This window comes from Roseovarius halophilus (ex Wu et al. 2025) (assembly GCF_047086965.1).
In genome coordinates this window covers 24,992-47,796 of record NZ_JBKOTX010000009.1, presented here as the reverse complement: position 1 = coordinate 47,796, position 22,805 = coordinate 24,992, and the positions used below count along the sequence as shown (strand labels likewise).

Annotated in this window: 23 protein-coding genes; 11 read left to right on the top strand and 12 right to left on the bottom strand. The window is 66.8% G+C overall.

From position 1 onward, the window contains the following. Nucleotides 1-93 precede the first annotated feature (93 nt). The 6 genes from ACH107_RS03200 to ACH107_RS03175 all read right to left on the bottom strand — a co-directional run bounded on the left by ACH107_RS03200 (nucleotide 94) and on the right by ACH107_RS03175 (nucleotide 6,543). Entirely contained in the window at nucleotides 94-1,443 is a 1,350-nt protein-coding gene (locus ACH107_RS03200; protein WP_412504614.1) for a branched-chain amino acid ABC transporter permease, read from the bottom strand. Beyond that, on the bottom strand, nucleotides 1,440-2,450 hold the full coding sequence (locus ACH107_RS03195) for a branched-chain amino acid ABC transporter permease (protein ID WP_310691128.1): 1,011 nt from the start codon (nucleotides 2,448-2,450) through the stop codon (nucleotides 1,440-1,442). Before ACH107_RS03195 ends, ACH107_RS03200 begins: the two co-directional genes overlap by 4 nt. Nucleotides 2,451-2,453: 3 nt before the next feature. Then, nucleotides 2,454-3,275 (bottom strand): ABC transporter ATP-binding protein, encoded by an 822-nt coding sequence (locus ACH107_RS03190; protein WP_310691127.1) that lies wholly within the window; start codon nucleotides 3,273-3,275, stop codon nucleotides 2,454-2,456. A 79-nt stretch (nucleotides 3,276-3,354) separates the two neighbouring features. Further along, nucleotides 3,355-4,137: an ABC transporter ATP-binding protein gene (locus ACH107_RS03185; RefSeq protein ID WP_412504613.1), complete on the bottom strand. Its 783-nt coding sequence runs from the start codon at nucleotides 4,135-4,137 to the stop codon at nucleotides 3,355-3,357. A gap of 109 nt (nucleotides 4,138-4,246) precedes the next feature. Continuing rightward, complete coding sequence (locus ACH107_RS03180; RefSeq protein WP_310691125.1) at nucleotides 4,247-5,443, bottom strand: ABC transporter substrate-binding protein; 1,197 nt, start codon at nucleotides 5,441-5,443, stop codon at nucleotides 4,247-4,249. Between the two features lie 98 nt (nucleotides 5,444-5,541). After that, nucleotides 5,542-6,543: a GlxA family transcriptional regulator gene (locus tag ACH107_RS03175; protein WP_412504612.1), complete on the bottom strand. Its 1,002-nt coding sequence runs from the start codon at nucleotides 6,541-6,543 to the stop codon at nucleotides 5,542-5,544. A gap of 206 nt (nucleotides 6,544-6,749) precedes the next feature. Here ACH107_RS03175 and ACH107_RS03170 point away from each other — a divergent pair, with 206 nt between their 5' ends. Continuing rightward, nucleotides 6,750-8,120: a class II 3-deoxy-7-phosphoheptulonate synthase gene (locus tag ACH107_RS03170; RefSeq protein WP_412504611.1), complete on the top strand. Its 1,371-nt coding sequence runs from the start codon at nucleotides 6,750-6,752 to the stop codon at nucleotides 8,118-8,120. A 9-nt stretch (nucleotides 8,121-8,129) separates the two neighbouring features. Here ACH107_RS03170 and ACH107_RS03165 read toward each other — a convergent pair whose 3' ends face one another. Then, on the bottom strand, nucleotides 8,130-8,759 hold the full coding sequence (locus ACH107_RS03165) for a PAS domain-containing protein (RefSeq protein WP_412504610.1): 630 nt from the start codon (nucleotides 8,757-8,759) through the stop codon (nucleotides 8,130-8,132). 207 nt (nucleotides 8,760-8,966) lie between these two features. Between ACH107_RS03165 and gmk the strand changes: the two genes are divergently transcribed. The 3 genes from gmk to ACH107_RS03150 are packed head-to-tail and all read left to right on the top strand — an operon-like array spanning nucleotide 8,967 to nucleotide 11,298. After that, on the top strand, nucleotides 8,967-9,605 hold the full coding sequence (gene gmk, locus ACH107_RS03160; protein WP_310692073.1) for a guanylate kinase: 639 nt from the start codon (nucleotides 8,967-8,969) through the stop codon (nucleotides 9,603-9,605). Next, a complete protein-coding gene (locus ACH107_RS03155) occupies nucleotides 9,602-10,123 on the top strand; it encodes a gamma carbonic anhydrase family protein (RefSeq protein ID WP_310692074.1) in 522 nt (173 codons plus the stop codon). Before gmk ends, ACH107_RS03155 begins: the two co-directional genes overlap by 4 nt. A gap of 2 nt (nucleotides 10,124-10,125) precedes the next feature. Then, nucleotides 10,126-11,298 carry a trans-sulfuration enzyme family protein gene (locus tag ACH107_RS03150; protein ID WP_310692075.1) on the top strand — a complete coding sequence of 391 codons (1,173 nt, stop codon included), beginning with the start codon at nucleotides 10,126-10,128 and terminating at the stop codon, nucleotides 11,296-11,298. Here the strand turns inward: ACH107_RS03150 and ACH107_RS03145 are convergent. Then, on the bottom strand, nucleotides 11,276-11,668 hold the full coding sequence (locus tag ACH107_RS03145; protein WP_412504609.1) for a hypothetical protein: 393 nt from the start codon (nucleotides 11,666-11,668) through the stop codon (nucleotides 11,276-11,278). The genes ACH107_RS03150 and ACH107_RS03145 overlap by 23 nt on opposite strands. 131 nt (nucleotides 11,669-11,799) lie before the next feature. Between ACH107_RS03145 and ACH107_RS03140 the strand changes: the two genes are divergently transcribed. The 3 genes from ACH107_RS03140 to ACH107_RS03130 all read left to right on the top strand — a co-directional run bounded on the left by ACH107_RS03140 (nucleotide 11,800) and on the right by ACH107_RS03130 (nucleotide 15,015). Beyond that, a complete protein-coding gene (locus ACH107_RS03140; RefSeq protein WP_412504623.1) occupies nucleotides 11,800-12,858 on the top strand; it encodes a sensor histidine kinase in 1,059 nt (352 codons plus the stop codon). A gap of 76 nt (nucleotides 12,859-12,934) precedes the next feature. Next, on the top strand, nucleotides 12,935-14,122 hold the full coding sequence (locus tag ACH107_RS03135) for a M24 family metallopeptidase (RefSeq protein ID WP_412504608.1): 1,188 nt from the start codon (nucleotides 12,935-12,937) through the stop codon (nucleotides 14,120-14,122). A gap of 134 nt (nucleotides 14,123-14,256) precedes the next feature. After that, nucleotides 14,257-15,015: a LuxR family transcriptional regulator gene (locus ACH107_RS03130; RefSeq protein WP_412504607.1), complete on the top strand. Its 759-nt coding sequence runs from the start codon at nucleotides 14,257-14,259 to the stop codon at nucleotides 15,013-15,015. 372 nt (nucleotides 15,016-15,387) lie between these two features. Here the strand turns inward: ACH107_RS03130 and tsf are convergent, their stop codons facing one another. The 4 genes from tsf to ACH107_RS03110 form a co-directional block, all read right to left on the bottom strand. Then, on the bottom strand, nucleotides 15,388-16,263 hold the full coding sequence (gene tsf / locus ACH107_RS03125) for a translation elongation factor Ts (RefSeq protein ID WP_412504606.1): 876 nt from the start codon (nucleotides 16,261-16,263) through the stop codon (nucleotides 15,388-15,390). Nucleotides 16,264-16,345: 82 nt separating this feature from the next. After that, nucleotides 16,346-17,125: a 30S ribosomal protein S2 gene (gene rpsB, locus ACH107_RS03120; protein ID WP_412504605.1), complete on the bottom strand. Its 780-nt coding sequence runs from the start codon at nucleotides 17,123-17,125 to the stop codon at nucleotides 16,346-16,348. Between the two features lie 191 nt (nucleotides 17,126-17,316). After that, nucleotides 17,317-17,499, bottom strand: coding sequence for a hypothetical protein (locus ACH107_RS03115; protein ID WP_412504604.1), 183 nt, complete (start codon nucleotides 17,497-17,499; stop codon nucleotides 17,317-17,319). A 189-nt stretch (nucleotides 17,500-17,688) separates the two neighbouring features. Then, nucleotides 17,689-19,020 carry a HupE/UreJ family protein gene (locus tag ACH107_RS03110; protein WP_412504603.1) on the bottom strand — a complete coding sequence of 444 codons (1,332 nt, stop codon included), beginning with the start codon at nucleotides 19,018-19,020 and terminating at the stop codon, nucleotides 17,689-17,691. Between ACH107_RS03110 and ACH107_RS03105 the strand changes: the two genes are divergently transcribed. The 4 genes from ACH107_RS03105 to ACH107_RS03090 all read left to right on the top strand — a co-directional run bounded on the left by ACH107_RS03105 (nucleotide 19,013) and on the right by ACH107_RS03090 (nucleotide 22,629). Next, complete coding sequence (locus tag ACH107_RS03105) at nucleotides 19,013-19,810, top strand: DUF4198 domain-containing protein (protein ID WP_412504602.1); 798 nt, start codon at nucleotides 19,013-19,015, stop codon at nucleotides 19,808-19,810. The genes ACH107_RS03110 and ACH107_RS03105 overlap by 8 nt on opposite strands. 148 nt (nucleotides 19,811-19,958) lie before the next feature. Next, nucleotides 19,959-20,849 (top strand): PfkB family carbohydrate kinase, encoded by an 891-nt coding sequence (locus tag ACH107_RS03100; RefSeq protein ID WP_412504601.1) that lies wholly within the window; start codon nucleotides 19,959-19,961, stop codon nucleotides 20,847-20,849. Then, nucleotides 20,846-21,760 carry a pseudouridine-5'-phosphate glycosidase gene (locus tag ACH107_RS03095; protein WP_412504600.1) on the top strand — a complete coding sequence of 305 codons (915 nt, stop codon included), beginning with the start codon at nucleotides 20,846-20,848 and terminating at the stop codon, nucleotides 21,758-21,760. Before ACH107_RS03100 ends, ACH107_RS03095 begins: the two co-directional genes overlap by 4 nt. A gap of 86 nt (nucleotides 21,761-21,846) precedes the next feature. Beyond that, nucleotides 21,847-22,629: a DUF502 domain-containing protein gene (locus ACH107_RS03090; protein ID WP_412504599.1), complete on the top strand. Its 783-nt coding sequence runs from the start codon at nucleotides 21,847-21,849 to the stop codon at nucleotides 22,627-22,629. Nucleotides 22,630-22,805 lie beyond the last annotated feature (176 nt).

The window sequence follows — 22,805 nt, the reverse complement described above, 5'->3', positions numbered from 1 at the left end:
CCGACGGGGGCGAGGGGGCGCTGCCCCCTCGCGCTCCCCCGGGATATTTCGGGCCAGAAGAAACACCGGCCATCGCGGCTCCGCGTGCCTGGATCAGCGTTCGGGCAGAAGCCCGCGGGGGGCGAAACGCAGCATCAGCAGCATGACCACGCCCATGGTGAAGAGCCGCATGTGGGCGACCGCCTCCATGATGCGCATACGAAAGGCGTTTTCCTCGGCCATGCCGCCGGTGGCAAGCTCGGCCAGCCAGGCGCCCAGGGGTTCGACCTGCACCCAGAGCCACCAGACCAGGAAGCCCCCCAGCACCGCGCCGTAGTTGTTGCCCGAGCCGCCGACGATCATCATCACCCAGACCAGGAAGGTGAAGCGCAGCGGCTGGTAGGTGCCTGGCGTCAACTGGCCGTCGAGCGTCGTCATCATCGCCCCGGCGACGCCGCAGACCGCCGAGCCGAGGATGAAGATCTGCAGGTGGCGCGCCTTGACGTCCTTGCCCATGGCCTCGGCCGCGGTCTCGTTGTCGCGGATGGCGCGCATCATGCGGCCCCAGGGGCTGGCCAGGGCCTTTTGCGCCAGCCAGAGGATCACGATGAGCACCAGGGTGAAGAGCACCGCATAGCCGAATTTCACGTAGAGCGTCGAGGCCATGGTCGGCTCGAGCCCCAGGCCCGCGGCGCGTTCGACGAAGGCGGGGTCGTTCTGCAGGTTGACCTCGTAGGGGACGGGGCGGGGCAGGCCGATCACGTTCTTGACGCCGCGGCTGAGCCAGTCCTCGTTCTTGAGCACGGCGATCACGATCTCGGCGATGCCCAGCGTGGCGATGGCCAGGTAATCCGAGCGCAGTCCGAGGGCGGTCTTGCCGATGACCCAGGCCGCCCCGGCGGCCAGCAGCCCGCCCACGGGCCAGGCGATGATGGTCATCCAGCCGCAGGCGCGGTAGTCGCCGCAGGGGTTCAGCCCGCCGAGATTGCCGGTGACGGCGGGGGTGATGTCCTCGACCGCCGCGACGCCGGCGTCGAAGACCCAGCGGTAAAGGAAAAAGCCCCCGATCAGGATCACCAGCATGACCCCCGTCCGGGTGCGGCCCCGCGGCAGGCGCGTCCAGGCCAGGATCGCGCCCAGGATGGTCGCCGCGCCCAGCACCAGGCCCAGCACGATCCGGTAGCCCCCGGCGGCCCAGGCCCCAGGCGAGGGCGGCATGGCGACGAGCACCGTGGCCAGCCCGCCCAGCGCGACAAAGCCCATGACGCCCACGTTGAACAGCCCCGCAAAGCCCCATTGCAGGTTCACCCCCAGCGCCATGACCGCCGAGACCAGCGCCATGTTGAGGATGCCCAGCGCCGTGTTCCAGGACCCCGAGAAGATCCAGACATCGGCCGTTGCCTCGAGCAGGAAGAGCGCGGCGACGAAGGCGAAAAGCAGCGGGGCACGCATCGACTGGGTCATACGGATTTTCCCTTGAACAGGCCGGTGGGCTTGAACAGCAGCACCACCACCAGGATGGAGAAGCTGACCGCGAACTTGTAATCGGTGGACAGCAGCTGTGCGAGTCCGTCGGGCGCGAGGCTTTCGGGCAGGATGTAATTGGCCACCTTTTTCCAGGCATAAGTGATCATGACCTCGGAATAGGCGATGATGAAGCCGCCGGCGATGGCGCCCACGGGGCTGCCCAGCCCGCCGACAATGGCACTGGCGAAGATCGGCAGCAGCAGCTGGAAATAGGTGAAGGGCTTGAAGCTCTTGTCCAGGCCGTAGAGCGTGCCCGCGATGGTCGCCAGCGCCGCGACGATCAGCCAGGTGACCATGACCACGCGCTCGGGATTGATGCCCGAAAGCAGGGCAAGGTCCTCGTTGTCGGAAAAGGCGCGCATGGACTTGCCGGTGCGGGTGCGGTTGAGGAACCAGAACAGCAGCACCACGGCCAGGGCGGCCACGACAAGGGTGATCGCCTGGGTGGATTTCAGCGCCAGCCCCTCGTCGAGGCCCGTCGCGGCCTTGAAGTCGCGCGCCGAGATGAGGAAGCGTTCCCCATCGGCAAAACGCTGGGTGTCGACCCCGATGATGAAGCGCACCAGCCCGTTGTAGACGAACATCACGCCCATGGAGACGATCACCAGGATCACCGCCACCGCCTTTTGTGCCCGGTAGAACCGGAAGACCACGCGGTCGGTCCCCAGCAGCAGCAGCGCGCAGCCCATGATGCCGAAGGGCAGGGCCAGCAGCGCCGTGGGCAGCGGGCCGAAGGTGATCCCCATGGACTGGAACAGCCAGGTGAAGAGGATTGTGATCGTGGTCCCGAAGGCCATGGTGTCGCCATGGGCAAAGTTGGAAAACCGCAGGATGCCGTAGATCAGCGTCACCCCCAGCGCCCCAAGCGCCAGCTGCGCGCCGTAGGCCGTGGTGGGGATCAGGACGAAGTTGGCAAGCGCCACGATGGCGTTGAGCAGGTCCATGGTTCAGCCCCCCAGGAAACTCTGGCGCACCTCGGCATCGGCCAGCAAGTCCTTGCCGGTTCCGGTGTGCGCGTTGCGGCCCTGCACCAGGACATAGCCGTGGTCGGCGATCTCCAGCGCCTGGCGGGCGTTCTGTTCGACCATCATGACCGGCAGGCCGGTACGGGCCACCTCGATGATGCGGTCGAAAAGTTCGTCCATTACGATGGGGCTGACCCCGGCGGTGGGCTCGTCCAGCATCAGCACCTTGGGCCGGGTCATCAGGGCGCGGCCCACCGCGACCTGCTGGCGCTGGCCGCCCGACAGCTCGCCCGCCGCCTGGCCGCGCTTGTCGCGCAGGATCGGGAACAGATCGAAGACCTGTTCCATGGTGGCGGTGATGTCGTCCTCGCGGATGAAGGCGCCCATTTCGAGGTTTTCCTCGACGGTCATCGATGGAAAGATGTTGCGGTTCTGCGGCACGAAGCCCATGCCCCGGCGCACCCGGTTCTGGGGTGACAGCGCGGTGATATCATCGCCATCGAGCGTGACGCGGCCCCCGCGCAGGTCGAGCATGCCGAAGATCGCCTTCATGGCGGTGGACTTGCCCGCCCCGTTGGGGCCGACAATCACAGCAATCTCGCCCCGGTCCACGGCGATTGTGCAGTCGTGCAGGATGTCGGGGCCCTTGCCATAGCCACCGGTCATGCCCTCGCCCGACAGGAAGGGGCCGGCGCCATCGGCGGCCCTGGCCGGGCCATCGGCCATGCCGGACAGCTCGGAGCGGGGGCCGGGCCGGGCGATCGAGGCGTCCTTGTTGCCGCGGCCGGAATAGGGATCGCTCATTGCGGCACCTCCCCGCTTGCGGCCGGGGTATGCGGCCGCAACCGGGTCCGCGCGACGATCAAATCCAGCGTCAAAGCCCTCATGCGCCCAGCTTCTCCTTGTTCTTGAGGCCGGTGCCCAGGTAGGCCTCGACCACCTGCTCGTTGGCCTTGATCTCGGCCAGCGTGCCCTCGGCCAGCACCTTGCCGGCGGCCATGCAGATGACCGGGTCGCACAGCCGTTCGATGAAATCCATGTCGTGCTCGATGACGACGAAGGTATAGCCGCGCTCCTCGTTGAGGCGCTTGATGGTGTCGGAAATGGTGTAAAGCAGGGTGCGGTTCACCCCCGCGCCGACCTCGTCGAGAAAGACGATGCGCGCGTCCACCATCATGGTCCGGCCCAGTTCCAGCAGTTTCTTCTGCCCGCCCGAGACGGCCCCGGCGGGGTGGTCGGCCAGGTGTTCGATGGTCAGGAACTCCAGCACCTCGTCGGCCTTGGCGCGCAGGGCGCGCTCCTCCTCGGCGATCCGGCGGCGCCCGAACCAGGTGTTCCAGAGCGTCTCGCCCGATTGGCCCGAGGGGACCATCATCAGGTTCTCGCGGCAGGTCATGGAATGGAACTCATGCGCGATCTGAAAGGTGCGCAGCAGCCCCTTGTGAAACAGGTCATGCGGCGGCAGGCCGGTGATGTCCTCGCCCAGCATGGTCACGCGGCCCGAGGTCGGGGGCAGAACGCCGGCGATGACGTTGAAAAGCGTGGTCTTTCCGGCGCCGTTGGGGCCGATCAGGCCGGTGATCGTGCCCTGCGCGATCTCCAGCGTGGCGCCGTCCACGGCATGGAACCCGCCGAAGGTCTTGACGACGTTCTCGACCCTGATCATTGCCGCTGTCCCCCGGTGTCCCTGTTGTGCGGGCCGTTGCGCCCGTCTTGCTTTTGGCGAACGGCGCGGGGGTCGCCCCCGCGCCGCCGCTGTCCCTCGCGTGCCGATCTCAGCGGAACTGCACGGTTTCGTAGTCGCCATCGGTGATGGTGTACTCGCGGTAGGTGCCCGCAGCCTCGCCGGGGCCGATCAGCTCGACGTTGGTGGCACCGACATAATCGACCTCGCCGCCCTCGGCCAAGATTTCCAGCGCGCGGCCCAGTTCCCCGGGCAGGATCTCCTCGCCGGGCGCATTGGCCACCGACATCACGTTCTCGGCGATGGTGGCGCTGTCGGCCGACTCGCCGGCCTGCATGGCCAGGGCCAGCAGCGCCGCGGCGTCATAGCTTTCGCGGGTGAAGGAGCTGTCGCCGTTGATGCCGGCGGCCTCGGTGATCTCGGTGAAGGCCTCGGCGCCTGCGCCCTCGGACCAGGGCACCGCCCCGAAGGAGCCTTCCATGTCGTTGCCGAGGGACTCGACCAGGCTGTCGGCGAACATGCCGTCGCCCATCATGAAGGTGTCGAAGGCACCGCTGTCGAGCGCGCTGCGGATCACGCCCGGGCCGCCTTGGTCGGCATAGCCCAGCACCATCAGAACCTCGCCACCGGCCGAGGCCAACGAGGCGACCTCGGACGAATAGTCGGCCTTGCCGTCCTCGTGGGCGGCCGTGATCGTAACGGTGCCGCCGTCTTCCTCGAAGCTGGAGACGAAGCTGTTGGACAGCCCCTTTCCGTAGTCATTGTTGGTGAAGGTCACGGCGACCTCGTCAATGCCCTTGTCGGCCAGGATGTTGGCCAGCACTTCGCCCTGGCGCGCGTCCGAGGGCGCGGTGCGGAAGAACAGCCCGTTGTCCTCGGCCGTCGACAGACCCGGCGAGGTGGCCGAGGGCGAGATCATTGGCACGCCGTTGGGCACCGCCACGTTGGCCAGAACCGCGCCGGTCACGCCGGAACAGTCCGCGCCCACGATCGCCGTCACGCCGTCACCGGTGACAAGACGTTCGGCGGCAGCGGTGGCCGCGCCGTTGTCGATGCAGGTGCTGTCGGCGCGCACCGGCTCCAGCATCATGCCGTCCAGTACGCCGCCGGCGTCATTGATCTCGGACATCGCGAGTTCGGCAGCGCTGGCCATTTGCGGGGTCAGGGATTCGATCGGCCCGGTAAAGCCGAAGATAATCCCCAGCTTGACGGTGTCGCCATGCCCCTCGGCATGGGCGCCGCCGGCGACGAGGGCACTGGCCGAGACGGCCATAAGCAGCTTTTTCATGTTCTTTCTCCCAGTTGGAACAGTGGTTGTCCGCGCCCGAGATTAGGCACCGATTCGCGAAAAGAAAAGCCGATCCGAGGGCAGGGGGGCGGCCAGCCTCAGATCGACAGCCGGCCGGCATGCGCCCCGCGTTCGCGGTAGGGCGTGGTGTTGTAGTGCGACCGGTAGCACTTGGAAAAATGCGACGGCGAGGCGAAGCCGCAGGCCAGCGCCACGTTGATCACGCTCATGTCCGTCTGCATCAGCAGGTTGCGCGCCTTTTGCAGGCGCAACTCCATGTAATAGCGTTTTGGGCTGCGGTTGAGGTAGCGCCGGAACAGCCGCTCCAGCTGCCGGGTGGACATGCCCACCTCCTTGGCCAGCAGGGCCGGGCTGATCGGTTCCTCGATGTTCTGTTCCATCATCTGGATCACGCGGCTCAGCTTGGGGTGGCGCACGCCGATCCGGGTGGGGATCGACAGCCGCTGCGTGTCCTGGTCGGTGCGGATCGCGGAATAGATCTGTTGATCCGCCACTGAACTGGCCAGATCCTCGCCATATTGGTCGGCGATGACCTGCAGCATCAGGTCGATGGACGAGGTCCCCCCGGCGGTAGTCCAGCGGTTGCCGTCCTTGACGTAGACCGACTTGGTCAGGTTCACGTCGGGAAAATCCTCGGCAAAGCCGTCCTGGTTTTCCCAGTGGATGGTGGCGCGCTTGTCGTCCAGCAGCCCGGCCCGCGCCAGGGTATGCGCGGCGGTGCACAGCCCGCCGATGACGATCCCGCGCCGGGCCTCGCGGCGCAGCCAGCTGACGACGCGCTTGGTGGTGGCCGACTGCACGTCGCGCCCGCCGCAGACCAGCAGGTGGTCATCGCGGCGCAGGTCTTCGAGGTCCATGTCCAGGTTGAAGCTGACCCCGCCGGCCGAGTTCACCGTCTCGCTGCCGTCGCCGGCCAGCGCCCAGGTGTAAAGTTCGCGGCCGGCCATCAGATTGGCGATGCGCAGGCAATCCACGGCGGCCGCGAAGGACAGAAGGGTAAAGTTTTCCAGAAGTAGGAAAACGAAGCGCCTGGGGGCCTCACCTTCGGTTTTCACGTTGATCGTCTGCTTGCGGTCCATCAGCCTACCCTTGCCAATTTGACGCACGACATGACCACCTTTGCGCCCCCCGATCAAGAGGCAAGCCTGACGGTGCCGCGCCGATCGTCACGAAAATGCGGGGAAAATGCCATTGGCCCCGTGCGCCGGGACCGCTATAAGCCCCCGACATCGTCAAACGCCCCCGACCGCCCGCGCGGGCGGGGGCCCGATCCGGAGCGAAAACAATGGCGGAATGGACCAAATCCGACTGGCGCAACAAGCCGCGGGTGCAGATGCCGGACTATACTGACGACGCGGCCCTGGCCGAGGTCGAGGGCCGGCTGTCCTCCTATCCGCCGCTGGTCTTCGCCGGCGAGGCGCGGCGTCTGAAATCGGAACTGGCCGCGGTCTCGCGCGGCGAGGCCTTCCTGCTGCAGGGCGGCGACTGCGCCGAGAGCTTTGCCGACTTCGACGCCGACCACATCCGCGACACCTTCAAGGTGATGCTGCAGATGGCCATGGTGCTGACCTATGGCGCCAAGGTGCCCACGGTAAAGATGGGGCGCATGGCCGGGCAGTTCGCCAAGCCGCGCTCGGCGCCCACGGAAACCATCGACGGGCAGGAATTGCCCAGCTACCGCGGCGATATCATCAACGAGCTGGACTTCACCGAGGCCGCCCGCATCCCCGACCCGGGCAAGATGCTGCGCGCCTATACCCAGGCGGCGGGCACGCTGAACCTGCTACGCGCCTTCTCGACGGGCGGCTTTGCAGATGTTCACCGTGTCCACCAATGGACGCTGGGGTTCACCGATGGCGCAGAGGCGCAGAAATACCGGGAACTGGCGTCTCGCATCGGTGACGCGCTGGACTTCATGAATGCCGCCGGTCTTAACGGTGACAACAACCACGAACTGGCGACGGTGGATTTCTACACCAGCCACGAGGCGCTGCTTCTGGAATACGAAGAGGCGCTGACGCGGCTCGACAGCACCTCGGGCCAGTGGCTGGCCGGATCGGGGCATTTCCTCTGGATCGGCGACCGCACGCGCCAGCCCGACGGCGCCCATGTCGAATTCCTGCGCGGGGTCCAGAACCCCATCGGCCTGAAATGCGGGCCGAGCATGACCGTGGGCCACCTCAAGGCGCTCATGGCCAAGCTGAACCCGACCAACGAGGCAGGCCGCCTGACGCTGATCACCCGCTTCGGCGCGGGCGCGGTGGGCGAACACCTGCCGCGGCTGGTCCGCGCGGTGCAGGAAGAGGGGGCCAACGTGGTCTGGACCTGCGACCCGATGCACGGCAACACCATCAAGTCCTCGACCGGCTACAAGACCCGGCCCTTCGAAAGTGTCCTGCGCGAGGTGCGCGAATTTTTCGCCGTCCACAATGCCGAGGGCTCGATCCCCGGCGGCGTGCATTTCGAGATGACCGGCGACGATGTGACCGAATGCACCGGCGGCGTCCGCGCCGTCACCGAGGAAGACCTCTCGGATCGCTATCACACCGCCTGCGACCCGCGGCTCAATGCCTCGCAATCGCTGGAACTGGCCTTCCTCGTGGCCGAAGAGCTGTCGGCGCGGCGCCAGTCGGTGGGCAGTGTCGCCACCGGCTGAGGCCGTTTTTCATGCGTTATCGACCACCAGCCGCAGCGCCGGGCCACCTGCGGCCCGGCGCGGGCGCGGCGGATCTATCGGGGCCCGGTCCAACGGGTCGTGGCGGATGCGCTGATCGGCGCAGAGGGGAAACGGGCGCGGGCTGCGCCCCGGGCGGCCATCGGCCACCAGCGCGCAGAGGCAGCGGGTGACGGCGCCAAAATCGTCGCTCAGCGGCAGCAACAGCAACCGCCCCGAAAGGGCCGGACGGCCCGGTGCGCGCGGTGCCCGCAGCGCCAGTTCCACCACCGAGGGCATCCGGAAGGCCACCTCGGTCTGGGTGGCCAGCCGGCCGCGGTCCGCGGGTACGAAAAGCGCTGAGAGCGGCCTCCCGCGTGGCTCGGATCCGATCAGCGCCATGATGCGCCGGCCTGCCACGCGGATACGGGCCACCCCCGGCACGACCGGTTCGAGAATCAGCGCATCCTCGATCACATCCCCCATGCAGACGGGATCGAGATCGGCGCGGCGGGGCACGCCGCCGGCGGGGGCCAGACCGCGCCAATAGGACTCCAGGTCGATCAGGGCGGTCAGGTTTGTCACCGCGATAGCACTGTTCGGACGGGCCGTCGTTTTGCCGCCCCCCTGTTTCCGCGCCATGGCATCGCCCTGTCCTCCTGCCTGTGTCGGCGACATTTATAGGGGCTTTTCACCCAATTTTCCTGATCCAAAATCCAGCAGGGTTAACGCGGCAAGCACGCGGCCCCGTGACCGGACTTGCCCTTGACCCGTCTTTGCCGTTAGGTGCGCAGGCAACCGCCAGCGCCGGGGCCGGCGGCGCGAGACCACCCCGAACGAGGCGCAGCCATGCCCAGACGCGGCCTTCTGATCATCCTGTCCTCGCCCTCGGGCGCGGGAAAATCGACGCTGTCGAACCGGCTGCGCGCCTGGGACGACACCATCCGCTTTTCCGTCTCGGCCACGACGCGGGAACCGCGCCCGTCCGAGGTGGACGGCCGCGAATACCATTTCCGGTCCGAGGCCGAATTCAAGCGCATGGTCGCCGAGGGCGAGATGCTCGAACATGCCCATGTCTTCGGCAACCACTACGGCTCGCCCTTGCCGCCGGTGCGCGAGGCCATCGAGCAGGGCTGCGACGTCCTTTTCGATATCGACTGGCAGGGCGCACAACAGATCCGCAATTCGCCGCTCAAGGACAACGTCCTGTCGATCTTCCTTCTGCCGCCCTCGATTGCCGAACTGGCCAAGCGCCTGCGCAGCCGTGGCCAGGACGACGCCGAGACCATCGCCAAGCGCATGCAGAAAAGCTGGGACGAGATTTCCCACTGGGACGCCTACGACTACGTTCTGATCAACGACGATCTGGACCGCACCGAGACGCGGCTCAAGACCATCGTCAGCGCCGAGCGCCTGCGCCGCGAACAGCAGCCCGACCTTGTCGGCCATGTCCGTGACCTGCACCGCGAATTCGAGGACATGTCATGAGTCTCTATGCACTGGACGGAAAAACCCCCGAAATGGACGAGACCGCCTGGGTCGCGCCGGGTTGTCATCTCATCGGGCAGGTCGTGCTGGGCGCGCGCGCCTCGGTCTGGTTCGGCACCACCATCCGGGGCGACAATGAACCCATCGTGGTGGGCGCGGGCAGCAACCTGCAGGAAAACTGCGTGTTGCATACCGACATGGGCTATCCGCTGACCATCGGGACGAATTGCACCATCGGGCACAAGGCCATGCTGCATGGCTGTACCATCGGGAACAATTCGCTGGTGGGCATGGGGGCGACCGTGCTCAACGGCGCCGTGATCGGCCACAACTGCCTGATCGGCGCCGGGGCACTGGTGACGGAAGGCAAGGAGATCCCAGACGGCGCGCTTGTCATGGGCGCGCCGGCCAAGGTGGTCCGGACCCTCGATGCGGCCGCCATCGAGGCGCTGACCGCCTCGGCCCTGCATTATCAGGACAAGGCCGCGCGGTTCCGCGCCGGTCTGACGGAGGTCTGAGCATGTCCGACTCCATCGTGCGCCGCACGCCCTGGCCCGAAAGCACCTCGCGGCCCGTCGTCACGCCGTTGCAGCCGTCGGTTGTCTATGCCTCGCCAGACCCGGACGCGCTGGATCGCCAGTACGCGCGGGGCTCGGGCTATACCTACGCCCGCGAAGGGCACCCCAACGCCACCGTGCTGGCGCAGAAGATCGACCGGCTGGAGGGGGCCAGTGGCGGTATCGTCTCGGGTTCGGGCATGGGGGCGATCGGCAATGTCTTCCTCGGGCTGCTGCAGGCCGGGGACCATGTGGTCGGCGGCGATCAGCTCTATGGCCGGTCGCTGCGCCTGATGACCGAAGACCTGCCGCGGCTGGGCATCGCGACCACGCTGGCCGACCCAACCGACGCCGCCCGGATCGAGGCGGCCCTGCGCCCCGAAACGAAAATGATCCTGGTCGAGGTGGTCTCGAACCCCACGATCCGCATTGCCGACATGGCAGGGATCGCGAAACTGGCGCAGGACCGCGGCGTTCTGCTGGTGGTGGACAATACCTTTACCACGCCGCGCGGCTATCGGCCCTTCGATCACGGCGCGGATATCGTCGTGCATTCCGTCACCAAGTTGCTGGCGGGTCATTCCGACGCGACGCTGGGCTATGCCGTGGCCCGCGACCCGGCGCTGAACGACAAGCTCTATACCGCCAATGTCACCTGGGGGTTCACGCCAAGCCCGTTCGATTGCTGGTTGGCCGAACGCGGGATGCAGTCCTTTGAGTTGCGCTATGACCGGGCCGAGGCGACGGCGACGCACCTGGCCGAGGCGCTGGCCGGGATGCCGGGCGTCACCCGCGTGCTGTACCCCGGCCGCCCGGACCATCCGGACCACAACCGCGCGCAGGCGGTGCTGGGCGACCGGCCCGGCAACATGCTGTCCTTCGAGGTGGCCGGCGGGCGCGCGGCGGCCAATGCGCTGACCCGCGCCGCCCCGGACATCGCCTTCGCCCCGACCCTGGGCGACGTGGGCACCACGCTCAGCCATCCGGCCTCGTCCTCGCACCGGGCACTGACGTCCGAGGGCCGTGCGGCGCTGGGGATTTCCGAAGGGTTCTTCCGTGTCTCGGTGGGGCTGGAAGAGCCGGACCTGCTGATTTCCGAATTCTCCGAGGCGATCAGCCGCGCGCAGACCGCATGAGCCGGGCCATATCCTGCGGCAGCAGCAGGTCGAAAATCACATCGGGCGCGACCCGCGCCACCTCGCGCTTGACCATGTCCGGGTCGGGCAGGGGCCGCGTGGTGGCATAATAGACACCGCGATAGCCGGCGGCTTGCAGCGTCTGCGCGATGGTCACGGCATCAAAGCCCGGGCCCGCCAACGGCGAGAGCACCAGCGTCGGCGAAACGCCCTCGGCCAGCAGGCCAGCCAGCCCCGCGGCCTCGGTGAATTGCACCCCGGAAAGGCCACCGTCATAGGACTGTCGCAGAGCCGTCATGCCGACGACAACCAGAACGATCATACCATCGCAATCCACGGTTTCGGTGCGCGAGGTGTGATCAGGTGTCAAACGAAGTCCCCCGGTTCCTGTTTCAGGTTCAACCTCAAGTTAAATACGCCCGGACACAACAACCGGATGACATGGCCACGCCGGCACCGGGGCATCTTGATCTTGCCGGGCAGATGGGCCAGCAGGTCGTCATGGCTGATGACAGCGAACTTGCCCTGCTCGATGCTCTGCCGGTGCCCGCCATGGTCATCGGTGCCGACGAGCGTGTGCGCCGGATCAACGGGCACGCCCAGACCCTCATCGGGATGGACTGCGCCGGCTGGCACTACATCACGGCGCTGCGCCAGCCGGGCCTTCTGGACACCATCGAGGCTTGCCTCCGCGACGGTGGCCATCGCAAGGCGCGCTTTCTGGGCAGCGACGGCGCCCGCGACACCACCTGGGACGTGACCCTGACCGGGGTGGTTCTTCCCACGGGGCGGGCCGTGGTCCTGACCTATCAGGATGTCACCGCGGTCGAGGAGGCCGGCCAGATGCGGCGCGACTTCATCGCCAATGTCAGCCACGAGTTGCGCACGCCGCTGACGGCGCTGCTGGGGTTCATTGAAACCCTGCGCGGCCCCGCGCGCGAGGATACCGCGGCCCGGGACCGGTTTCTCGACATCATGGAAAAAGAGGCCGGTCGGATGCACCGTCTGGTCGAGGACTTGCTGTCACTCAGCCGCGTCGAGGACCAGGAGCGCAACCGTCCCCGCGCCGCCGTCGACCTGGCCGGTGTGGTGGAAGGGGCGCTCGAGTCGCTGACCCCGCTCGCCACCGACCGCGGAATGCGCATCGAGTGGCAGCCGCCCGAACATCGGGTGCGCGTTCCGGGTGATGCCGCACAGCTGGCGCAGGTGGTCAACAATCTGGTCGAGAACGCGATCAAGTACGGCTGCACCGAGGGCACGATCACCCTTGCGCTGTCCGAACCCGCCCACGAGACGAGCCTGCGCCAGACTGGTCTGCGCCTGTCGGTTGCCGACGAGGGCGAGGGCATCCCGGTGCATCACATCGCGCGGCTGACCGAACGTTTCTACCGGGTGGACAGCCACCGCTCGCGCGAGGTGGGCGGCACCGGGCTGGGGCTCGCCATCGTCAAGCATATCGTCAACCGCCACCGGGGGCGGCTGCGCGTGACAAGTGAACTGGGGCAGGGGTCGACCTTCACGGTGATCCTGCCCGCCATGGCGGCCGAGGACGCGGGCTGACCCCGGCACGCCGTTTTTCGGCTGGAAATCGCGGCGTTATGGGGCGAGGCTGGACCGGAACCAGCAGGAGTCCGAAATGCCGAGCAGCCGCACAAGCCCGTCCTTTCCCGACAATGAATACTATGACCGCATCGAGAAGACCCGCGCCGCGATGGAGGCGGCCGGTTTCGACCTGCTGATCCTGTCGGACCCGTCGAACATGGCCTGGATCTCGGGTTATGACGGATGGTCGTTCTATGTCCACCAGGCGGTGCTGCTGCCCATGGACCAGGACCCGGTCTGGTGGGGCCGGGCGATCGACGCCACCGGGGCCATGCGGACCGTCTTCATGGAAGAGGACGACATCCACGGCTACGACGACAGCTATGTGATGAACCCCGACAAGCATCCGATGGTGGACCTGGCCCGCCTGATCGACGCCTATGGCTGGGGCGATCTGCACATCGGTGTCGAGATGGACAATTATTATTTCAGTGCAAAAGCTTACAGCGAACTTCTAAGGTGTTGCCCGAAGGCGCAATTCGGTGATGCCACCGGCATCGTGAACTGGCAGCGCGCCGTGAAGTCCGAGACCGAGATCGTCTACATGCGCCGCGCCGCTGACATCGTCACGGCGATGCACGAACGCATCGTCGAACTGGCCGAACCGGGCATGCCCAAGAACCACCTGGTGGCCGAGATCTATCACACGGGGATCACCGGGGTAGGCGGCCACTTCGGGGATTACCCGGCCATCGTGCCCATGGCGCCCTCGGGGCTGGATGCCACGGCGGCGCATCTGACCTGGGACGATACTCCGCTGCGGACCGGCGAATCCACCTTTTTCGAGATCGCGGGCTGCCACCGGCGCTATCACTGTCCGCAGTCGCGCACGCTGTTCCTGGGCAGGCCGCCGCAGAAATACCTGGACGCACAGGCCGCGATCGAGGAGGCCACGGCGGCCGCGCTGGAACAGGCGAAACCCGGCAACCGCTGCGAGGACGTGGCGAATGTCTTCAACGTCACGCTGGGCAAGCACGGGTTTATCAAGGATAGTCGCTGCGGCTATCCCATCGGCTTGTCCTATCCGCCGGACTGGGGCGAGCGCACGATGTCCTTCCGCGCGGGCGACCGGACCATCCTCGAACCGGGGATGACCTTTCATTTCATGCCCGCGATCTGGCTCGACGATGGCGGGCTGGAAACCACGGAGCCGATCCTGATCAATGGGACAGGGTACGAGAACCTTTCGGGCACGCCTTCGGGGCTGGTGGTGAAGGACTGAGTGGTCGTGATTATAAATCGCATAATAAGTATTATGTAAAAATTACGGAGTATGCGCATGGCCACGCCGAAACGCCTGCACAATAATGCGCGATTTTATTGGGATCACAAAGTAATTAGGTTACCGACCGGGTCATGAAGTCTCTAGTCAATCATCTCGACGCACTCACGAACGCACCGACCATCGAAACGCTCTGGAGTCTGCACACGACGCGCATGGCAGAAATGGGTTTCGATCGGCTGCTCTACGGCTTCACGCGCTACCGCAGCGGGGTTTCTCTGGGTGATCCGCAGGACTGGGTGGTGCTGACCAATCACTGTAACGCCTACACTGACCGCTTCCTCGGTGACGGCTACATCCACGATTCCCCGATGGCCCGCTGGGCGCTGGCCAACGACGGGGCCTGCAGCTGGTCCTGGATCGCCGATCCGGCGAACATGACGCCCGCCGAACAGCGTGTGACAGACTTCAACCGCGCCATGGGCGTGACCGCCGGCTACACGATCAGTTTCCGCGCGGTCAGTCGGCGCACCAAGGGCGCGGCAGCGCTCACGGCGCGACCGGGTCTGGGCCAGGACGATGTCGATGCCATCTGGGATGAGCACGGCGAAAGCCTCCAGGTCATGAGCAATGTGGTCTACCTCAAGATGCTGACCCTGCCTCATGCCACGCGCAGCCTGACCAAGCGCCAGCGCGAGGTTCTCGAATGGGTTGGGGACGGCAAGACAACCCAGGACATCGCCACGATCCTGGGCCTAACCTCCGCCACGGTCGAGAAACACTTGCGCCTGGCACGCGAGGCGCTGGGTGTGGAAACGACAGCACAGGCCGTACTCAAGGCGTCGTTTCACAACCAGATGTTCGTGCTGGAGCCCGACAGCCTGCCGGCCTGACACCGCTGCTGGTAAGGATTCCCTCACTCGGATTAACGTCAGGTTAGTGGCAGATTGTCAGAGTTCCGTGAGTGGTGGCCTTGGGCCAGGGAACAGCGGGTCGGACCCCTTGCGATTTCAAGGCAAGCCGTCCGCAGACCGGGTTCCCGGTTTTCTGGTCGGCCCGGGCTAGGCCCGGGTCGATCGGCGCATAGGCCCGCCGCGATGCCCCAGCATTGCAGTTCCGTCGCGGCGGGTCACAGCGGCCCCGCGTGTTCCCGACGCGGGGCCGCGACCTTGTTAAGAGTTGAGAGCGATCCACAACCCTTGTTCCATCAAAAAAACGGCCACCCCGGGGGATGGCCGCTTCCGACGTTAGAATCTTGCCGGGTCTCAGCCCTGGGCGGCCTTGGCCACCTCGGCGGCGAAGTCCTCTTCCTCTTTCTCGATCCCCTCGCCCACTTCCAGGCGCACGAAGCCGATAACCTCGGCGCCGGCCTCCTGCGCGGCAGCCGCGACCGTGAGGTCCGGGTTCACGACGAAGGCCTGACCCAGCAGGGTGTTCTCGGCCATGAATTTCTTCATGCGGCCCTCGATCATCTTTTCGATCACCTGCTCGGGCTTGCCGCTTTCGCGGGCGATGTCGATCTGGATCTTGCGCTCCTTCTCGACGATCTCGGCGTCGAGCGAAGCCTCGTCCAGCGCCGACGGGTTGGCGGCGGCGATGTGCATGGCAACCTGTTTGGCAAAGGCCTCGTCACCGCCATTGATGGCGACAAGCACGCCGATCTTTCCCATGCCCTCGGTCACGGCATTGTGGATGTAGGACACCACCGTGTCGCCCTCGACCGCGGCCATGCGGCGCACGGACATGTTTTCGCCGATGGTGGCGATCTTGTCGGTCACGGTCCCGGACACGGACTTGTCACCCATGTCGGCCTCGAGCAGCGCCTCGACGTTGCCGACACCCATCGCGGCCTTGGTGATGCCGGCGACCATGTCCTGGAATTCGGCGTTCTTGGCGACGAAATCGGTTTCGGCGTTCACCTCCACGGCCACGCCCTTGCCGCCCGCGACAGTTACGGCCACCAGGCCCTCGGCGGCGGTGCGGCCGGATTTCTTGGCGGCCTTGGCCAGACCCTTGGTGCGCAGCCAGTCCACGGCGGCGCCCATGTCGCCGTCGGTTTCGGTCAGCGCCTTCTTGGCGTCCATCATGCCCGCGCCGGTGGAGTCGCGGAGTTCCTTCACGAGAGCAGCGGTAATCGCCATGGCTCTTTCTCCTGTAAGATTTGATCACGTCCGGGGCGCGATATGCCCGCGCCCGGTATCAGTTTTGCGACGCCGGCCGGCCCTAGCTGGCCGCGGTGCTCTCGGCCGGGGCCTCGGCGGCGGCGTCCTCGGGTGTCGGCTCCATCTCGCCCAGGTCCATCCCGGCTGCGCCCAGCTGGGCCGACAGCCCGTCCATGGCGGCGCGGGCGGCCAGATCGCAGTAGAGCGTGATCGCACGCGAAGCGTCGTCATTACCGGGGATCACGTAGTCCACGCCCAGCGGCGAACAGTTGGTGTCGACGACGGCGACGACCGGAATGCCCAGCTTGCGCGCCTCGGCGATGGCGAGGTCTTCCTTGTTGACGTCGATCACGAAGAGAAGGTCCGGCAGGCCGCCCATCTCGCGGATGCCGCCCAGCGTGGCCTCGAGCTTTTCCTGCTCGCGCTCCATGTGCAGGCGTTCCTTCTTGGTCAGCCCGGCAAAGCCGCCCTCGGCGGTCTCGTCGATGGCGCGCAGACGGCCGATGGATTTGGACACGGTCTGCCAGTTGGTCAGCGTGCCGCCCAGCCAGCGGTGGTTCATGTAGAACTGCGCCGACTTGTCGGCGGCGTCCTTGATCGGGGCCTGGGCCTGGCGCTTGGTGCCGACGAAGAGGATGCGGCCACCCTTGGCGACGGTTTCGCGCACCACCTGAAGGGCCTGGTCCATCATCGGCACCGTCTGGGTCAGGTCCATGATGTGGATGCCGTTGCGGGCGCCATAGATGTACTGTGACATCTTCGGATCCCAGCGCTGGGTCTGGTGTCCGAAGTGAACGCCGGCTTCAAGCAGCTGGCGCACGGAAAACTCTGGAAGAGCCATGTGTGATTCCTTTCCGGTTTCATGCCTCGACGGGGGATCAGCATTGCGCCAACCGGTGGATGGATCGGGATGTCTCTCCGAACCACCCGCCCCCGCCTGCGGGATCGAATTCCGCGCGTATAGTCGTGGTGGCATGGCTTGGCAAGGGGGATGTCGGTGTGGCCCCGCCCCCGAATGCCGCGCCTGCCCCGTCACAACTGGCGGAAAACCTGCGTCTGCCGCAGCCGGGTCAACTCGTATTGCGAGAGTTCCGTGACAAAGCGCGGTGCCAGGCCCCGCCTGTCCCACCGCACCACCCGCGCCCGCAGCCGCAACGAGGTCGCGAGCGATCGACCCGGTCCCCCGGTGGCCAGCCCCTGCGACCCGGTCAGCAAGGCCCCGCGGTCTGGCTGCCGTTGACGATGCGCGCAGGATGGCGCGCATCGTCCCTGACGCGCGTCACACCCGGATCGCTGGGCAGTCGTGGCGGGAGGTATTTCATGGCGGCCCCTTTGCAGATCGGCGCATTGTCCCTGACCGCTGGATAGCCCGCCACGGGTAACCGGCAGATCAAGGCCGCGCCGTCACAGGAACACCCGCTCCACCACCCAGTAGGCCCCGATCAGGGCGATGCCGATGCTTGCGGGCATGGCGACCATGTGGCGGTAGGTCTCGTAACGCTCCACCGCGCAGGAGGCCGCCGAGAGACCGGCGATGGCGGCCACCATGAACATAAGCGGCAGATAGGCCTCGACCGCCGTAGCACCCATGGCACTGACCGGGATCACCAGGAGCGGGATCACCACCACCGCGACCAGCAGGTAGACAGCCGCGGCCACCGGGTTGCGCTTGCCGTCCTCGGACAGCCGGATGCCGGCAAAGACCAGGCCGAAGGCGAGCGCGATGACCAGAAGCTGGCCCAGCTCGACCCCGATATTGAAGCCCAGCAGCGCCGGGATGAAGCTGGTCTCGGGGATGCCGTAGTCCCCCAGCACGCTGGCGAATCCCAGCCCGTGCAGCAACCCGAAGCCGAAGATCACGACGGGCCGCCAGGGGTTCAAGCCCCGGCTGAAGACGTTTTCCACCGCGACATAGACGATCGAGGCGGCGATGATCGGCTCGACCACGGCGGCGGACACAGTGACATAGCCCAGAGCGGCCAGCGCCAGCGTGATCGTATGCGCCGCCGTAAAGGCCGTGACCTGCCATATCAGCGGGCGCAGCCGCGTGGACAGGAAGAACAGCCCCAGCACGAAAAGGATATGGTCCAGCCCAAGCGGCACGATATGTTCGACCCCGACGGGGATGTAACGCGCGAAGGCCTGCCATCCCGACATTTCCTGCCCGCCCTCCAGCGCCACCTGCTCGGACAGCCCGCCGGACAGGTAGCCGTCCCAGCCCTCGTCCACGCCCATCTGGCGCAGCACCAGCACGCCATAGCGGGCGGGCCAGTCGATCTGTACCGCCTGCGCCCCCTCGGGCAGCGCGGCCGAAAACGCCAGGGTCGCGTCGCGGGGCAGGTCCTGGTTGCCGACCTCAGGCACCGACACGTCGTCCAGGCGCAACGCCACCGCGGCCCCGTCCACCAGGACGCGCATCTCTTCGGTAAAGCTGGGCCAGAAGGTGCGCATGCGCTCGGCCAACTGATCGGGCGGCAGGGCCCGCAGGCTGTCGTAGCCGCCCGAGGTCTCGGCGGCGTCGGTGTCCTCCAGCCCCTCCAGGTCGATCCCGGCGATGAAGCTTTCCAGGTTGCCCTCAAGCGTGAAGGCCAGGCGGTCGTCGATCACCTCCATGTCACCGATGGTCGGCCGCACCTCGTGGGCGCGTGCCGGCCCCGCGGCGATCACCAGCATGGTTGACACCAGCGCCAGCAGCGTCAGTTTTACAGCATCCCAACCGGAGACAATCATGCGCATCCTTACCCTTTTCCTGGCTCTCGTGGCGGGCCCGACCCTCGCCCACGAACTCTGGCTAGATCCTGCCGATTTCACGATACCGCGCAACGTTATGCTCCGGGCCGACATTGTCAATGGCGAAGACTTCGAGGGGTCGCGGCTCAGCTACCTGCCCCGCCGCTTCAGCCGCTTCGACATGATCCGCGGCGAGCAGGTCCAGCCGATCGAGAACCGCCTTGGCGCCCGCCCCGCGCTGGAGGCCGCTCCCATCGGCGCGGGGCTGCACATCCTCGCCTACGAGGCCAATACCGCCCGGGTCGGCTACGAGACACTCGAAAAATTCGCAAGCTTCGCCGATCACAAGGATTTCGACGATGCGGTGGCCCGGCACCGCGCACGCGGCCTGCCCGAGACGGACTTCGGCGAGGCCTATTCGCGCCACGTCAAGGCGCTGGTGGCGGTGGGGGATGGCACCGGGCAAGACCGGCCTCTGGGTCTGGAGACCGAGATCGTCGCCTTGGAAAACCCTTATACCTTCGACGCGTCCACCCTGCCCGTGCAGGTCCTCTACGACCAGGCCCCGCGCGCCGCTGCGCAGGTGGAGGTGTTCGAGAAGGCCCCCGACGGCAGCGTCGCGGTCACCTACCATCGCACCGATGAGAGGGGCATCGCCAACCTGCCCGTCAAGCCCGGCCATGTCTATCTGGCCGATGCCGTGGTGCTGCGCCGCCCCGACGCGGAGCTGGCCGAGGCGCGCGATGTGGTCTGGGAAACCCTCTGGGCCGCGCTGACCTTCGCCATTCCGGAATAGGCTTCTTCTGGCCGAAAATATCCTCGGGGGTGAATTGGCCGCAGGCCAAGAGGGGGCAGAAAGCCCCCTGCCCCGGTCATCCGGCGTGCGCAGCACACCGCGTCACAGCGGTTGACCCCCGGCGCGGCGCGCGCAATAGCTGCGCGCCATGATGCCGCCCGACATCCTATGCATCGGTTCGGTCCTGTGGGACATCATCGGCCGCGCGCCTGTCGCGATGCGGGCCGGGTCGGATGTGCCCGGGCGGATCATCCGCCTGCCCGGCGGCGTGGCCATGAACATCGCCATGACCCTGGCGCGCTTCGGGCTGCGCCCGGCGCTGCTCTCCGCCGTGGGCCGCGATCCCGAGGGCGAGGACCTGGTGCGCGAGGCGGCGCGGCTGGGCCTCGAGACCGCCACGCTCTACCGCTCCGAGGATCTGCCAACCGACAGCTACATGGCCATCGAGGGCGCGGGCGGGCTGATCGCCGCGATTGCCGACGCCCATTCGCTCGAACAGGTGGGCGACAAGATCCTGCGGCCGCTGGCGGACGGGCGCCTGGCCAGCGAAGCCGCGCCCTGGACCGGGCCGGTCGCCCTGGATGGCAACCTGACCCATGAGCTGCTGATGCGGATCGCCGCCTCGCCGCTGTTTCGCGCCGCCGATTTGCGCGTGGCCCCGGCCAGCCCCGGCAAGGCCACGCGGCTGCTGGCGCTGCTGGGCCATCCCTCGGCCACCTTCTATGTCAATCGCGAAGAGGCAGGCCTGATCTGCCGAACATCCTTCAACGATGCCGCCCGTGCCGCCCGAGGCCTGGTCGCGCAGGGGGTCCATCGCGCCCTCGTCACCGATGGCGGCGCCATGGCCGCCGAGGCCTGCGGCGACCGCCTGCGCAGCGCCCGCCCGCCCGAGGTTCTGGTGACCCGCATCACCGGCGCGGGCGACACCTTCATGGCCGCCCATATCGCCTCCGAGGTGCAGGGCATGGACCCCGACACCGCCCTGACCCGCGCGCTCGATGCCGCGGCCGCCCATGTTTCCGGAGAAAGCCCACAATGACAGACCTTCACTTTTCCCCCGAGGTCGCCGAGGCCCGCGCCGCCGGCCGGGCGATCGTGGCGCTGGAAAGCACCATCATCACCCATGGCATGCCCGCCCCGCAGAATGTCGAGACCGCCCGCGCGGTCGAACAGGACATCCGCGACAGCGGCGCCGTACCCGCCACCATCGCCGTTCTGTCGGGCCATCTGCACATCGGCCTGACCCCGGCCGAGCTGGACCGGCTCGCCGCGTGCGAGGATGTCGCCAAGCTCAGCCGCGCCGATCTCGCCGCCTGCATGGCCGCGGGCGGCACCGGGGCCACCACCGTCGCCGCCACCATGATCGCCGCGCGTCTCGCGGGCATCGCGATCTTCGCCACCGGCGGCATTGGCGGCGTCCACCCCGGCGCGGAGGCGACATTCGACGTTTCCGCCGACCTGCAGGAACTGGCGCGCACGCCGGTGACGGTCGTTGCCGCCGGGCCCAAGGCCATTCTCGACATCCCCAAGACGCTGGAGGTGCTCGAAACCCTCGGCGTGCCGGTCATCGCCTATGGCCAGGACAGCCTGCCGGCCTTCTGGTCGGCCCGCTCGGCGCTGGCCGCCCCCCTGCGGATGGACAGCCCCGCACGGATCGCCGCCGCCCATGCCATGCGCGCCGCATTGGGCCTGACGGGCGGACAACTGGTCGCCAACCCGATTCCACAGGCCGACGAGATCCCGGCGCAGACCCTCGCGCCGCTGATCGCGCAGGCCCAGGCCGAGGCCGAGGCGCAGGGAATCGCGGCGAAATCCGTCACGCCCTTCCTGCTTGACCGGATCTACGCCTTGACCGAGGGGGCTTCGCTTACCGCGAACATCGCCCTGGTGCGCAATAATGCGCGCCTTGCCGCCGAGATTGCCAAAAGCCTGTGCAATTCCGCCGATTGACGAGCCTGCCCGGGGCCGTGCTGCATTGTCCGACCGCGCGAGATCGCCTACATAAGCGATGACGCGTAAGGTGAGCGACAGCCAAAGTGACCAGACAGCCCAAAGACCCCCCCCGGCCGCGCGGCAGCCTGATCACGGGCCTGCGCAACAATTTCATTGCCGGGATCATCGTGATCGCGCCCATCGGGCTGACGGTCTGGCTGATCTGGACGCTGATCGGCTGGGTGGATGGGTTCGTCTGGCCCTTCGTGCCCCAGGCCTACCACCCCGAGGACCTGGTCAACCGCCTGCTGGGCCACGTCAATGACTTCGGCCGCGCCGATCCGACCCACCCCAATTACATCGAGGTCAACGTCCGTGGCGTCGGCGTCGTCATCTTCCTGATCTTCACCTTCATCGTCGGCTGGATCGCCAAGGGGCTGATCGGCCGGTCCTTCCTGGGCTGGGGCGAGGCGCTGGTCGCGCGGATGCCGGTGGTGCGCTCGGTCTACAACGGCGCAAAGCAGATCGCCGAGACCGTCTTTGCACAGACCGAGACGAGTTTCGACCGCGCCTGCCTCATCGAATATCCCCGCCGGGGCATATGGGCGGTGGGCTTCATCTCGACGCAGACCAAGGGCGAACTGGTCGACAAGGCGGGCGTCGGTCCCATGACCTCGGTGTTCGTGCCGACCACGCCGAACCCGACCTCAGGGTATCTGCTGTTTTTTCCCCGCGAGGATGTGATCGAACTGGACATGACAGTCGAGGATGCTGCGAAGCTGGTGATCTCGGCAGGGCTGGTCTACCCCGGCGAAAAACACGACGAAATGCCCGAGGCGCTGGACAAGCTGGCCGATCGGATCGGACATGGCCGGCACGAGGACTGACCGCAGGCAGCGTCAGGGCTGGTATCATTGGACCCGTGCTCGGTCTTGAGCCGATCGCATTGAGTCGGCCCGCGCCCCGACCTGTCTTGGCCGTTCCGCTGACCCTCAAAGAAAAAAACGCCGGCACAAGGCCGGCGTTCAGTTATTGAGGCAGGTTTCATACAGGCAAGAAACCT